General features: G+C 27.7%; 15 protein-coding genes. 1 reads left to right on the top strand and 14 read right to left on the bottom strand.

Translation table 11 applies throughout. The features are described 5' to 3' along the window. The first annotated feature begins 70 nt into the window (after positions 1-70). A complete protein-coding gene (locus AC27L2_RS12485; RefSeq protein WP_487212093.1) occupies positions 71-229 on the top strand; it encodes a hypothetical protein in 159 nt (52 codons plus the stop codon). 412 nt (positions 230-641) lie between these two features. Here AC27L2_RS12485 and AC27L2_RS12490 read toward each other — a convergent pair whose 3' ends face one another. The 14 genes from AC27L2_RS12490 to AC27L2_RS12555 form a co-directional block, all read right to left on the bottom strand. Further along, entirely contained in the window at positions 642-1,121 is a 480-nt protein-coding gene (locus tag AC27L2_RS12490) for a phosphohydrolase (RefSeq protein WP_487212094.1), read from the bottom strand. Further along, complete coding sequence (locus AC27L2_RS12495; RefSeq protein WP_487212095.1) at positions 1,093-1,992, bottom strand: hypothetical protein; 900 nt, start codon at positions 1,990-1,992, stop codon at positions 1,093-1,095. The genes AC27L2_RS12490 and AC27L2_RS12495 overlap by 29 nt, the downstream gene beginning before the upstream one ends. Before the next feature lie 507 nt (positions 1,993-2,499). Beyond that, on the bottom strand, positions 2,500-4,206 hold the full coding sequence (locus AC27L2_RS12500) for a tetratricopeptide repeat protein (protein WP_487212096.1): 1,707 nt from the start codon (positions 4,204-4,206) through the stop codon (positions 2,500-2,502). A 39-nt stretch (positions 4,207-4,245) separates the two neighbouring features. After that, positions 4,246-4,539 (bottom strand): CRISPR-associated endonuclease Cas2, encoded by a 294-nt coding sequence (gene cas2 / locus AC27L2_RS12505; RefSeq protein WP_487212097.1) that lies wholly within the window; start codon positions 4,537-4,539, stop codon positions 4,246-4,248. After that, on the bottom strand, positions 4,517-5,593 hold the full coding sequence (gene cas1b / locus AC27L2_RS12510; protein WP_487212098.1) for a type I-B CRISPR-associated endonuclease Cas1b: 1,077 nt from the start codon (positions 5,591-5,593) through the stop codon (positions 4,517-4,519). Before cas1b ends, cas2 begins: the two co-directional genes overlap by 23 nt. 6 nt (positions 5,594-5,599) lie before the next feature. Continuing rightward, entirely contained in the window at positions 5,600-5,881 is a 282-nt protein-coding gene (locus AC27L2_RS12515; RefSeq protein ID WP_487212099.1) for a hypothetical protein, read from the bottom strand. Between the two features lie 298 nt (positions 5,882-6,179). After that, positions 6,180-6,347 (bottom strand): hypothetical protein, encoded by a 168-nt coding sequence (locus tag AC27L2_RS12520; RefSeq protein WP_487212100.1) that lies wholly within the window; start codon positions 6,345-6,347, stop codon positions 6,180-6,182. Then, the gene (locus AC27L2_RS12525; RefSeq protein ID WP_487212101.1) at positions 6,337-7,281 is read right to left on the bottom strand and encodes a hypothetical protein; all 945 of its coding nucleotides are present in this window, start codon (positions 7,279-7,281) and stop codon (positions 6,337-6,339) included. The genes AC27L2_RS12520 and AC27L2_RS12525 overlap by 11 nt, the downstream gene beginning before the upstream one ends. Before the next feature lies 1 nt (position 7,282). After that, positions 7,283-8,476: a hypothetical protein gene (locus tag AC27L2_RS12530; RefSeq protein ID WP_487212102.1), complete on the bottom strand. Its 1,194-nt coding sequence runs from the start codon at positions 8,474-8,476 to the stop codon at positions 7,283-7,285. Positions 8,477-8,506: 30 nt separating this feature from the next. Continuing rightward, positions 8,507-9,487 carry an ARPP-1 family domain-containing protein gene (locus AC27L2_RS12535; protein ID WP_487212103.1) on the bottom strand — a complete coding sequence of 327 codons (981 nt, stop codon included), beginning with the start codon at positions 9,485-9,487 and terminating at the stop codon, positions 8,507-8,509. Positions 9,488-9,596: 109 nt separating this feature from the next. Then, positions 9,597-10,700 (bottom strand): CRISPR-associated ring nuclease Csm6, encoded by a 1,104-nt coding sequence (csm6, locus tag AC27L2_RS12540; protein ID WP_487212104.1) that lies wholly within the window; start codon positions 10,698-10,700, stop codon positions 9,597-9,599. After that, positions 10,690-11,325 carry a hypothetical protein gene (locus tag AC27L2_RS12545; protein WP_487212105.1) on the bottom strand — a complete coding sequence of 212 codons (636 nt, stop codon included), beginning with the start codon at positions 11,323-11,325 and terminating at the stop codon, positions 10,690-10,692. The genes csm6 and AC27L2_RS12545 overlap by 11 nt, the downstream gene beginning before the upstream one ends. 59 nt (positions 11,326-11,384) lie before the next feature. After that, entirely contained in the window at positions 11,385-12,419 is a 1,035-nt protein-coding gene (locus AC27L2_RS12550) for a Card1-like endonuclease domain-containing protein (RefSeq protein WP_487212106.1), read from the bottom strand. A 51-nt stretch (positions 12,420-12,470) separates the two neighbouring features. Further along, on the bottom strand, positions 12,471-13,601 hold the full coding sequence (locus tag AC27L2_RS12555; RefSeq protein WP_487212107.1) for a putative CRISPR-associated protein: 1,131 nt from the start codon (positions 13,599-13,601) through the stop codon (positions 12,471-12,473). Positions 13,602-13,631: the final 30 nt, after the last annotated feature.

A 13,631-nucleotide genomic window follows, 5' to 3' on the forward strand; every position in this document is an offset into this window, starting at 1 on the left:
AAAGTCGGGACTACCCCCGCTACAAAGAAAACCTCATTTCAGAATGAGGTTTTTTACTTTGAGGGATTTTATGAAATATTATGTCTATGTAATCGAAAGTTCTGAGGGTTACCGCTACACAGGTATGACAGAAAATCTTGAAATTCTACTCATATTTGACCACTTCGTGGTCCTTAATTTATTTATAAAACTTGCTAATAATATTAAACAACTTTATGGTTTTCTATAATCAACCCCGAAGGGGTTAAATATTAATAGACAAAATTATTCACAAATAAATTTCCAACCCTGAAGGGGTTGAATGATAGCTCAATATTATTTTCTTCAACTAATGCTGTGATTTTTTTTTAATTGATCATTCCCTCTATTAATATTTGACCACTTTGTGGTCAGATTAATTTCTTTGTCTAATCCTTGCTACTCATATTTGACCACTTCGTGGTCAATTTATTTAATTTGTTAATCACACCCAATTAATATTCAACTTTTTGTGGTTATTCTAAATCAACCCCGAAGGGGTTGAATTATCACGCCGAACAATATTCAACTTTATTGAACTATCAATTATTCAAAATCTCTCTACTGATTTTTCCCAAAAAATTAATTCCTAAAAACTCATTCGATAAGAAACCGAAATAATTCTAAAAATAATTTTCACTTGTTAAAAAATGATACCAACGCAAATATTTCTTAATCCTTTCAATATCTTTCTCATTCAATTCTTTATACCTTTTTACATCAAGATTATCTGTCAAATCATTTATCTTCACATTTACTGCAATACTGTTCGTTATTACTCTATTAATAAATTCTTCATATGTTTCACTTTCATTCTTCGTTAAACATTTCAATGCATTAATGATATGCTCTGGAAAACCCTCAGTTTCTAATTTTTCAAATGTCCATTCTGTATCTTCTACAATATCATGCAATACCCCACATATCTTCTCATCAAGAGTCTTTCCCATATTCATTACTCTAAATACATGTCCAATATAAGGTTGTCCATTTTTGTCAACATGATTTTTGTGTGCTTCCTGTGCAATTAACATTGCTTTGTTCAATAATTCTTCTTTGGTCATTACAGTTACCTCACTTATTAATGATTTCGAATATGTCATTTAAATTTACTTCAATGTTCTTCTTTAGAACAATTGAATCTGCAAGTTTAGATATTTCTCTATCAGCATTAATTTTGTTCAACATATTTATAAATTCTTGTGTCGATTTATTTTTTAGTTTATAGCCATCTTTAAGTACATTCATAACTGTATAAGCAAATTGTAAAAACTTTCTTTCATACAAATCAAGATAATTAACTATAACTTCATCTTCTAAAATAACTTTTAGAATCCAATAAAATTTACTATGCTCTAACAGTTGTTCAGTATATTTATGCAGAATCTTCTGAAAAGACCAATATGCATTATCTTTATCGAAGTTCGTTTTAAAATAATTATCCGCTAATGAGTATTTATAATCGAAATAAATAGAACCTGCAATCAAAATTCCGAATAAAGACAATTCCCATGTATGATAATAATGTTTATCATCGGAGCGCAGCAATCCAAATCTGCGCAGTTCTAATGATGCAAATCTTGTATTTGTAATAAATCTCTGAACCCCTGTTTTAGTTTTTGCAAAATCTCCTTCTTTTAGAAATGCTTCACAATCTTTCATAAAATTAAGTGATGTTTGCAGAGCAGACCAGTTCCTTCTATGATTTACTAAAAGATAAATCATCAACGGCATGATTAAATGATATTTTGAATATGCATTACTATAACCAAACAAACTTTCATATTCTTTTAACTGCTGATGCTCTTTACTTAAGTTCGGATTCTCTATTATTCGAAGTTTATATTTTAAATTCCAGGATTGATACTCAAGCAATTTTAGCTGAAGTTCTATTTCTTCAAGTAATTTTGGATTTTGGGAATTTTTATATTCGAGAACAAGCTCGTTGATTAGATTTACTATTGAGACATCCATAATAGTATAAGTTTAGTGATATTCAAAAATAGAAAAAAATTAAAGAAGTGAATTTAAGTGACGAGAATTTGAGAATATTTTTTTGCATAATTTTTTCACTTAACAAATGAATCATTCATTTTTATTTTTGGTGAATGACTGATGTAATTTAGAATCAAATTAAGTCAATAAAAAATAAAAACTATAAATTATATTGAGTATTCAAGTAATAGGCTGTCTATACAGTTTATCCACCCTCTATAATTTTTTTGTTACTGCATTGGTTCAATTAAAAAAAATCTTAATGGAAGATAATTATTAATCTCTCACCTCAGTTTATCTGAAATATATTTATTCGCCTCGACAGATTTTCTACTCGAGTTCCGCTTACTAAAAAAATTTTAATTAATCAACAGAAAGAGTCAAATGAGATTTGTCCACTGTATTTTTCTCTACCGGAGGAACTGTCTATTTTTTTATACGCAGGTTCACCGACACAACTGCGTTTTTGACTCATTTTCGCAGTTTTTAAATTTTTTCTTCTGTAGAATTATCATAGAGATGATTAGCTATTTCCTGAATTGATATTTTAGAAATGGTCTTAAGCTGCATCTTTTCTCTTAATTTTTCAAACTTATACTTAAATAAATCATTTGCCTGCATTATATATTTTTCTATTATTTCTTCGGCTTCTTTAATTTGCTTGTTTTCAATATAGGCAAAAGCAAGTGTATATGCAGCATACGGAGGCAGGTTCTGATATTTCTTATAAATTGGTTCGAGTGTTTTTATTGCAGCAGAAAAATTCTCCTGTAATATATTCAACAGTGCAATTTTTTCTAAAACAAATATTTTATTTTGATTCCTCATTTCTAGAGGAAAATTAGTTTCCATTGCAAGCTGAAAAAATTTAAGTGAGTCAATTGCATATTGTTTTTCTTTTTTAAGTGAATAAAGATAAAGCTGAATTGTTCCTTTCAAATATGATTTATAAACACCACATACAAAATTATCACAACTTGCCATTTCAATTACTTCTGTTTCTATTTTTTTCTTGCTGTAATCTTTTTGAATGCACTTATCAATGTATTGGTCTGCCTGCAAAAGATTTGCATATGCTTCTTCTACTGGAATTTTATTTTTTTGAATAAAATAGTTTTGTTTAATTCTTGCCAGCTTAAGAAATTTTTGTGCAAGATGATAAAGTGATTTTATATAAATCTTTTTTTGTTTTTGAATATCTTCTGAATTAGTAAATGATTCATATATCAATTCAATTTTTTGAAAACATTTTATTGATTCTGTTAATGCAGATGTATAATCAACAAATTTTTCTTCGGCAAGTTCTTCATTAAATTGTTTAAAAAATTTGTGTGTGCCTAAAATATCTGAGTATAACATTGCTTTACGATATAAATCTGTTAATCTGTTTGGATTTAATTCCAAAGCTAAGTTCAAGTATTTCAATGCAAGTTCTGCTTCTTCAAAAATATTTCCATCTCTTCTTGAACCAGGCGTTGTTAATTCATTTACAGATTGGTAGTAAGTATAAGCAAGATTAGAATAAAATGTAGGATTTTGAGGCTCAATTTCAATTGCTCTTTTTCTTAATTTAATTGTAAGTTCTCTAAACTTTCTTTTTTCCTGAATGAATTGATTTCTTTGATTTTTATCTGAGAATTTCTTTTTAAGATTTTCAGAACATTCTGAAAGCTTTGCTGTCGAAAATGAAAATGCATTTAAAAGTTCAGCATCATACCAGATTTTACTTTTTTCAATTGGTTCAAATGTTTGGAAAATTCTATATATATCTTGCCAGTTATTTTGTTCTTCAAGTTTTTTAATCTTAGAAATAATTTCAATTTCGTTTAGGATATCTAAAAATTTTACTTCATCAACTACACAAAGGAATGGTAACTCTGATATGGAGTTTAGATTCATGTATTTTTTGAGTGCATCTTTAATATGGAAAGATTGGAATTCGAGTGTATTTTCAATTTCAAAATAAATTCTTAAAAAATTAGGCTTTGTTTCCACATTTGTTATTTTGAGTAATAATGCATTACTAAATTTTTGATGAGATTTACAATAATATAAAATTCCAGTTTGAATAGAAGATAAAGAATTGTAATCGCATGGAAGAAAATCTAAAATATCTGATAGATATTTATTACTCCAATAGAAAGAGTTGTATTTAGGTTTATTTTCCAACGCTGTTGCTATTAAAAATTGCATAGTTCTCCAATGATTTTTTATACTTAATTATTGTGATGATTAGTAATACTGAGTTATTTCATTTTTTTCTATTCCAATAATTTTTTTGCCTATATGTTTTTGTTCTTCTGCATGATAAAAAATAATAGAGTCTTTTTCTTTATTAATTATTTGAAGCAACTCTTCTTTCAATGCTTGAAATTGTTTTGCTGTTAGTTCTCCTTCGAATGCCGAGTTTTGAACCCAGTTCATATATTTTCTAAATGTTTTTAATGCTTTAGCCAATCTCTTTGGATGTGTTATGTCATAAACAGCTATGTAAAACACTTTATTAAGCGGCTCTGTATGGTTCATAACTTTTCAATTTTCCTTCAAGATAATTGATTAAATTGTAGCACTCCATTCTAATCAATGAACGATAAGAAATTCTCCTGTTTAATCTTTTATGATGAATTACTGTTGAAAGTCTATTTTCAATTTGTTCAACAAATTTTTTACGTGGATTATCTTTTAAGTAATAACCCTCGTCAGTTATAGTAAAATCATCTTCATCAATAATATTAAGATTCAGCACACGGAATATTACTTTATCAACAATTATTGGTTTAAATATTTCTGATAAATCATAAACAAGAGAATGTTTGTTATCCCCAATTTCGTGAATGAAGCCAACAAATGGATTTAATCTTGTTCTGAATATTTCAGTCAGAATTATTGCATAAAGAATTGAGTTGCCAAACGATATAAGAGAATTAACAATTCCTACTGGTGGCTGTTTTATTCTTTTATAAAAGTCAGTTTCTTTTTTAATTAGAGTTTGCCAAGCCGTGTAATAAATTGTTCGAATATTTCCTTCGTAACCTAAAAGTTCCGATACAGTTTCTGCAAAATGAATTTGTTCAAGAATAGAATTGATATTAGCAATTTGTTCAAGCAGTTCGTTATCATCTGATAATGAGTTTTTCAGATTAAATAAAATATTTTTTACAGCAGATTCTAAAATTGCTTTTGCGATATAAAGCCTCTTGTTATAAGTTAAATATGCTTCATACTGTAAAAGCTGAATGTAACCAGAACTGTTTTTATTCACTGGAATAAAACTGCCAACATAATTTCCGTAGTAATTAAAAATGTGAACAGGAATGTTATAATAACTGGCTATTTTGAAAAATTGTGTGTTAAATCTAAGTTCGCCAAAAGAATAAAAAGCTTCTACAGATTCAGCAGGTATATGCTTTGGTTTATCAATTAGTTCATCTTTTCCCGGCGGCAAAATCACATTTTCATTTTCTGTTTCATAAATATCTATTCTGTGCAAAGGTTCAGTATCTTTAACAGAACTTAAAATGAATGAATTATCTTTTCTGCTTAAAATAGAATTTGAAAATATGTAGATATTATTTTTCATGATGCATTATTCATCCCATGGTTCTTCATCACCTGGAATTATTTCAAATTGAGAGAAACAATCGGTACAAATACAATATTTAATTTTACTGGTGCCAAAACCTTCATATTCTTCTAAAGGAATTGTATCAAGTACAGTTCCGCAGAGAGGACAAAAAATTACAAAATAATTATCATCACAAATTTTATCTATACAATTGCTGCAAAACGAACCTTTGTATTGAACAAGATTGGTGCATTCTTTAACGCTGCATTTGTGAGCTTTTAATATTTTAATTTTTCTTTCCAAATTAAATTCTCCTTTATTTATTAGAAGAAAAAGTGCGGCAAGATGTTACTCTGAACTGAACGCCCTCGAAATTCAGCGAGTCACAATCTTAACCGCACTCGGTATGTCGAAAAGAACAGAAATTCTACACACTAAAATTATTTTGTCATAAATGAACTATAAAGAATAGAAATATTTTGAAAATGTTATTGATTTGCCCTGCAAGTTTCAATTTAGCAATACAACAAAACTAAAAACTTCATCAACCCATCTGATTACATAAACAAATTATCTTCTAATCAATAAGAGATTATTAACTTCACTTTTTCAAAAAAGAATTGAAAATTTTTTGCAGCATTTTGCCTGTCATTCTTCCTGTTGTACGTCTTACAATTCTTTGACCAATTTTCCCTTTCTGGATTGCATTTACATCTCCAAGCAATCTTGCAATTGAATAAAGAATATTTCGAATAGAATTAATTGTCATATTCTTCCCTCGAAATAATATTTTTGAAAAATTGATAAATTAACTCACGGTTCAAAGCATTGAGGTCGGTTTTAAGAATTTTATATTGTTCTGATTTCATATTCTGTTCTTCGAACCATTTTGACCAATATTTTTTGAGTATATCAAAATCTTTAGGTGAATTTTCAGAAGGATTAAACTCAGCTGCAAGAATATAAAGTTTAGAAAGGTCATTATTCAGTTTAATTAAACCGTAATTTTCTTTATCAAAAATTTCTTCCCAATTTTCTAATGCACGAAAATATTTAACATGGTCAGCTTTTTGTACTAAATAACTAAATCTATTGCCATTACGATACTTGCTGTTTTGATGATAGATATAACCATCAGTAAGTATGACAAGAATGTTAATATAATTCGAATCTCTTGAAATACAATCGTCAACCACCCTATGTTTGAAATAATTGAAAAGGTCAGAACCCTCGTAACTTCTGGCTTTTGTTGCAAATGAATAAAGTTTTTTAAGATGATTTTTATAAATCTGTGAAATCCTGTTAAAAATTTCTTTACGCTGTTTGAATTCATATTTCCCAAAATCAATATTAAGAGAATCTGCAATTTCTTGATAAATTTCATAATTGAGTGAAGGATAGAATATAGTTTTTATTTTGTCTTCGCTTTGAACAACACCTTTTTGATTTAAATAACTTTTGAAGGCATCAACTACATAAGAAACTATATTAATATCTTTTTCATATTGTTCTGGATTTAATTTTGATGATATTCTATCAGAAAGGTCAATCAAGATAGATACATTCAGATTTTTAAAATTACTCGATTTATCACTTTTTGATTTTTCTTCATTTACTTTTTCATAAGAACAAAATTGAAATAGCATTACAATAATCAGCAATGATATTTTAGAACCGATATTTTTGATTAGAAGCTTTTTCATATTATTGAATTCCCTTTAATTGACAGAAATTATTAAGAGCAGTTTCAATTTTCATAATATAGTCTTCGGAATAATTTCCGTTATTAAGATAGTTAATCCAACCAAGAGCATACTCGGTAATTATTTTTTTGATTTCATGAGTGCTGAATCCAACTTTATCATAAATTTTCGTTATCTCGGTTGTTTCAATATTAAGATTGTAAATTAAAGTTTCGAGTGAGGATATTTTATTTTTGATTTCATTTACTTTCGATTCAGCTTCAGCTTTTTTATCAATTAAATATTTCTCCATGTTTTCAAATTTATTTTTATTTATCCTGTGTTCATTATAAAGAGAAAATATTTTTCCAAAAAGCATGTAAACACAGAAACCAAGAGCAATTATTATCCAGAAATTTAAATCTGTTAATGCATCACGAACTGTAAATGGTTTTATGTTTCCAAAAGTATTTATTGCTTTAGAATTATAAATTCTTTCTGAGATGTGGTAAGCCAGAATAGCATCAACAATAAATGTAAACATAGCCACCGAAACCCAAGTATACTTATAATATTTTGCTTGATTATTTTTTACATACTCAATTACAAGTCCAAGTCCGAGAAATATAAAAGGAGAAAAAATTACAAGCATAAATGCTGATACACCTTTACGAAAAGATTCTTCAAGAGCTTTAGGATAAAATATAGAATCGAATAAAGTATATTTAGTTATGCTTATATCACGGAATACAGCTGAGTAAACAACAGATGTATAAAAGAAGTATAGAAATATTGCAATGAATACGCTCAGCAATCCATAAATCCATAAAAACATATTATCTTTTTCAAGAGAAATAAATTTTGATGGATCTTTTTTGAATTCATTCAATGCATTTGTTGCTTCTTTAAGATGAGCTTCTGCTTCGGGTAATTCTTTTTCTAAAAGTCTGGTTTTCTCTTCTGAATGAATAGATATTTTTTCAAGAACAACTTCTTTTTGCTTTTCAATTTCAGCATTTTTTACTTCAATTGTTTCTTTCATGTTATCTAATTTTAAAAGCAAATCAGAATAAAAATTATCAAGGCTGATATTAAATGCAGATACAGACCCCCCAACTTTACCAGCATCACGAAATCCTTGAGTATAATAATCTGTAACTTGAGTGTTTTGCATTTCATTATTTTGATTTCTTGTAAATGGTAAAATTGATGACATAACTCCTCCAGTTTTCAATATTATTTATGTTTAGAATGGTAAGTCTGAATCATGTTTAGGTTGATTTTTACTTACATTTTTAGAAATAAAAGAAGTATGAATCATATGTTCTAAATAATTAAGTGTAAAACCAGTAAAATTTTTATGCTCATATCTTTTTTGTTCACCAACTCCAACCGATGGAAAGACAAAATATTTTAGATTGTCAACATCAGAAAGAAAATCATCAACAGTTGTAAATGCAAAATCTCTATCGATAATAAAATTTTCTTGTTTATAATTTTGGGAATCTAACATTACGCTGTTAATCACTTTGGGAAAGTATTCCTGATAAATATCTGTTCTATTAAAAATTTCTATTCTTACAAGTTCAGAACCAACAAATACTGCCATTCCATTTGCATTCTTTTCTGCATAAAAATTATTTACTTCATCTTTTATTTTTTTTGATTCCTTATTAATCAATTCTTCTAAATTCGATGTTGATGATATGTCTCTTCTTCTCATAAAGAAAATCTCTATATCTTCCCACACTTCCTGCTGGTTGGGATCATATTTTTTTTCTTTCTTAAGATTTTCAGCCGTATTTCTATTAATTTTACTATACAATTCATTGGGAACAACATGATCAGATTTATCAAATTTTTTGCTTGTATTCCTCCATCTACCCTGTTCAATGCAGCTGACTGGTATTTTTGTATTGGAATTTGGAGGCAGCAACATTGAAGTATTTACAACTCTATTTTGCATAGCTCCAACAAGTATATCGCCAGCTGAAAAGAATACATATGATTTAGAATTATTTTTAACCAATATTTCTTGAACGGTAGCGAAAATATCATCGTTCTCTGTCACCTCAATATAATTGCTCTTAATTGCAATGGTGCTGGAAATGTAATCGAAAGAATTAACTGGTTGTTGTATGAATTGAACAACCGACAAGTTTTTCTTTGCAGCCAAAGGCTGATGAGCTTTTGATAGATTCTGGAATGATAATATTGTTATTTGCATGACTTCCCTCTTTTATAAAATTTACTTTGTAAAATTCATAATTAATAATTATATGATAAAGGAAAGAAACATTTCGGAAATATTTCCGAGCCCTCGATGATAAGTTGAATTATTTTAATTCCCTTGGTTCAATAATTTTGAAACGATTAATATCTGCTTTAATCATATAAGTGCTGCCGCCCCACTTCCTATCCGAATCAATGATAAATAAATTTGCTATATCGTTATCTTTTATCAACTCCTCAATTTTTTTATTTACTTTTGACCTTCTCTGCAAGAATAAACTACTATCCCATTTTGTTTTTTCCCATTTATCTTTTTCTATAAAACGATTTCGATAATAATTTTTGTAATATTCAAAAAATTTATTTTTAGTTTCTTCGGTACAAAATTCATTTATCGAGATATTTTTTTTCCCTTTCTCTTTAGATTCAACAAAAAAGAAATAAAAAAGAAATTCCATTGGCTCCATATCAATTTTTTCATTTCCAAACCTCAATTCTCTTCTTTCAATATCTAATACAAGTTGATTACTTGGTGCTAATATTTTTAGTTGTTTTTGAGTATGTTCAACAATTTCATCAAAGTTGAGTTTGAGTAATTCAGAAGATTTTATTTCTGAAGAAAGCAAAGAACGTAATCTAACGAACGGTATTTCTGCAAGTTCAAGGTCATTAATCTCTTTCTTTGACTTTGGATAGAAATCTTTAAACTCATGTTCTTCTTTTGTGAGCACATGAATTAATTTATCATTTTCTCTTGCAAAAATTGAAAGAGCATTTGCCAGATGCACACTCATTGATTTGCGTCCACCAGTAATTGAACAATATAAAACATTATTTGGGTCAGAAGATTTTGTTCTTATAAATTCACAAACCTTATTTGGGAAAAGGATATTGTCTTTGTCTGATCTAATATCTGAAAGTTCAATAGATTCTTCTTTTGCAACGATTATATGTTTTTCGCTTTCATCGAAGAGAGGCTTTTTGATTTTGTAGATTTTACACATTTCTTCAATTTCATTTTTTAGAGGAGATTTAGGAGTAGTTGGAGCTTTATCTTTTCCAAGTATAACATCACGACCTCTTTTTGTTGTGAGCACATAAATTTCGTCAATCCTAATTTTCATTTTGTAAGAAAGACAGAACAAAGCTTCTGTAACAATTTGAGGAGTTAATCCAGAGACACAAATAAGAAGATTTTTAGTTTTCATTTTTAATATTCAACTCCAATTTATCTTTTATTTGAAATAAATCATTAAAAACAACTTTACTCAGTAAAGGGAGAAACTGTTCTGAAGTTATTGCGCGAAAGTTATATTTTTCTTCAATTAATTGACAATATTTAGGAACAGCAGAATGCAGAACACAAAAAGCATGATTTTCATCCAGTTGAAGAATACTATTAATTGAAGAATACTTTTTAATATCTTTTTCATCAAAACTTCCGCTTTTGCATTCAATCCAATAAATATAATCTTCTATTGCAGCTACTACATCGAGTTCAAAATGTTTATTATAAATACTGACAAGTTCAACATCATAGAAAATTTCATAATTAATATTTTTAAAGTAAACAGAACATTCATTAATTATTTTTAAGAACAAGGAACAGACATAAATTTCAAGCCATTTACCATTAATAATTGACTTAAATTCATTTAATAATTTTGATGGATTTTCACCATCATAATCTTTTAATAGTTTTTGCCAATTATTAATATTACCTATCCCGCCATAAAAACATTCTTTTGATAATTTATTAAATCTATAATCAGATTTATAAAGTTTATAATTAATAACACTTAGATTGAATTGTTTAAAAAAATTGTCAATCATAATGCCCTCGACAATTTTAAAAACAAACTCATCAAAAAGAGATGAGTTCATTAAAAAATCTACAAAAATTTTTGTGTACTCAGATCTTTTAATGATAATGTTCTTATATTCAAATCCTTAGCCCTCTGTTGAATTCGAGGAGTAAGTTGTTTTGTTGTAATAAGAAATGCTTTTCCGTATGTCCCTCCTGCAATATTTCTAAGAGTTTCAATTTCATAAATATCTTTATTAGGATCTGTGTTTCTACCAGTCTTACACGAAACCAAGTATAGTTGATAATCCTTCATGAAAATTAAATCTATTTCATTTTCTACATTACTTGAAGAAACAATTTTAACTCCGAGTTCGGGATTAACTCCAATTTTTTTAAGAAAATAATAAATATAATATTCAAGCCATTCACCTTTAAGAAATTTATCGTTATCATAAACAAACTTTTTATTATCAACAAACAGAATAAAATTAGATGATGTTTTTTGAATAGAAAATAATTTTTCTTTTCTATCATTAAAAATTTTAGAATCTTGATTTAAAAAATACTCGCTCCGGAATTTGTCTATGAAATTGGAGAATTTCTGAAGGAGATTCTTACGTTCAAGTATTTCAAATAATGTATAATATTCAAGCTTACCAGAATTTGTTCTTGTTTCAATTATATCATAGCCATAAGAATGAAGATAATCCAAAACTGAGATTTCAAGCTGTAGTTTTTCAGTTTTGAGTTCGGGATAGAGGTGAACAATTTGATTCCTCTCTGTATTACAATAAATAATAGGTTTACTACATTCAATAAAAGATTCGTAAGCAGCAAGAGCCATAAGTTTAGTTCCACCTGTAACATTCAGTATGACCCTGTCTTCATACTTCATAATCTCATTTTTAACAGTTTGTTTGAACAAGTGATAATCATAAGCATCTAGGTTATCAATTCTATTGACTTTTATAGATTTATTAGAAAAAAGTTTTTCGAGATAATCAGCACTTTTCTTTTCTTCTGGGGTAGCAAACAAAACAACCAGTTTAGGTTTAAACATTAAGACTGGCAAAACATTAGCCATTGATTGTCGGGATACAAGACAGAAAATAGTGTTCATAATTTTTCAAGTATCAATTGAAGAAAATATATCATTAATAAAATTAGTAAATTAATATTTGTATTTTCGATTTAGATACTCAGCTGCCCAATTGAGACTTTCATTTGAACTGTCTGACAATATTATTTGGAATCTTGCACCGAATTTATCTTTATCAACATATGTTCCTAATAATATATATTCTTGATCAGTTTTTTTAGTAAAAAATTCAATATCCTTAATAGATTTTTGTTTTGAATAACTTAATGACCAACAAGTTTTTATCCATTTATTCTCTAACCATATTTTATAGACAAAATCCTTAAATCCTATTGGGTAATGGTCATCACGAAAAGTTGGTTCTTTCCTTTCTGAAGTAGATAATTCTTTAAGATTAACAGCTTTTGGATATCTTAATCTAAATGTTGTTAAATATAATTGACCTATGGGATTTAAAGTGAATAAATATTCATTATCTACTTTTACTTCATCGAGAAATACTCTTAATTTCTCATCAAATTCTTCAATCTCAGAATAGCAAATATCTATCCCCTTTTCAAGTTCTGTAAATAAATGTGCATTTTTGCCAAGTAAATCATAATCTAATGAAACAGGCAATGGAGGAAAATCTATTATTTCATTAAATCTTTCATGTTTATAATATACAGGAATATCAAGTGCTTGTCCCATTAAAACTGCTATTGCTATTTGAGCTTTATATCCACCCGTTGCATCAATTGAACAATTCTTCGCTCCAAATTTACTGATATATTCACCAATCACTCTTACTAAATTTCTAAGACCAATAGTTTTAAATTTTTGTGGCTCTGCATCCTGAAGATAATCAATTACTTTTACTTCTATATTTTTCAGATTAAAGTCCTTTCTTTGACTATAATAATATTCTAAAACTTTGCCAGTATTTCTCCCTGATTCTGTATCTGATACAAGAAAAATTAAATTTTCTAAACTAAGCCATTTTTTAGTTTTAGCTGCTTCAATTGTATTAATTTCTGCTCCACAAATTCTTGAACTTGGATCAATTTTTAATAATTCATCAGCAATTAACTTAAGGTTCCCTTCTAAAAAATATTGCTTTATAAAATTCCAATTGTCAGGTTTGCTCTGTGTATTTTCTGAAAGATTTTTAAGATTACTTTCAAATAAACTTGTACCCACAGTACAAATAAGAGTATTTCTCATAACTTTTTACCTAGTAAATACGAAATAAAA

The sequence above is a fragment of the Rosettibacter sp. KY25 genome (assembly GCF_057554405.1).

What these genes read in the sequence shown, in the direction of transcription:
- AC27L2_RS12485 (WP_487212093.1), top strand. Translation starts at nt 71, where the DNA reads ATGAAATATTATGTCTATGTAATCGAAAGTTCTGAGGGTTACCGCTAC.
- AC27L2_RS12490 (WP_487212094.1), bottom strand. Translation starts at nt 1,121, where the DNA reads ATGACATATTCGAAATCATTAATAAGTGAGGTAACTGTAATGACCAAA.
- AC27L2_RS12495 (WP_487212095.1), bottom strand. Translation starts at nt 1,992, where the DNA reads ATGGATGTCTCAATAGTAAATCTAATCAACGAGCTTGTTCTCGAATAT.
- AC27L2_RS12500 (WP_487212096.1), bottom strand. Translation starts at nt 4,206, where the DNA reads ATGCAATTTTTAATAGCAACAGCGTTGGAAAATAAACCTAAATACAAC.
- cas2 (WP_487212097.1), bottom strand. Translation starts at nt 4,539, where the DNA reads ATGAACCATACAGAGCCGCTTAATAAAGTGTTTTACATAGCTGTTTAT.
- cas1b (WP_487212098.1), bottom strand. Translation starts at nt 5,593, where the DNA reads ATGAAAAATAATATCTACATATTTTCAAATTCTATTTTAAGCAGAAAA.
- AC27L2_RS12520 (WP_487212100.1), bottom strand. Translation starts at nt 6,347, where the DNA reads ATGACAATTAATTCTATTCGAAATATTCTTTATTCAATTGCAAGATTG.
- AC27L2_RS12525 (WP_487212101.1), bottom strand. Translation starts at nt 7,281, where the DNA reads ATGAAAAAGCTTCTAATCAAAAATATCGGTTCTAAAATATCATTGCTG.
- AC27L2_RS12530 (WP_487212102.1), bottom strand. Translation starts at nt 8,476, where the DNA reads ATGTCATCAATTTTACCATTTACAAGAAATCAAAATAATGAAATGCAA.
- AC27L2_RS12535 (WP_487212103.1), bottom strand. Translation starts at nt 9,487, where the DNA reads ATGCAAATAACAATATTATCATTCCAGAATCTATCAAAAGCTCATCAG.
- csm6 (WP_487212104.1), bottom strand. Translation starts at nt 10,700, where the DNA reads ATGAAAACTAAAAATCTTCTTATTTGTGTCTCTGGATTAACTCCTCAA.
- AC27L2_RS12545 (WP_487212105.1), bottom strand. Translation starts at nt 11,325, where the DNA reads ATGATTGACAATTTTTTTAAACAATTCAATCTAAGTGTTATTAATTAT.
- AC27L2_RS12550 (WP_487212106.1), bottom strand. Translation starts at nt 12,419, where the DNA reads ATGAACACTATTTTCTGTCTTGTATCCCGACAATCAATGGCTAATGTT.
- AC27L2_RS12555 (WP_487212107.1), bottom strand. Translation starts at nt 13,601, where the DNA reads ATGAGAAATACTCTTATTTGTACTGTGGGTACAAGTTTATTTGAAAGT.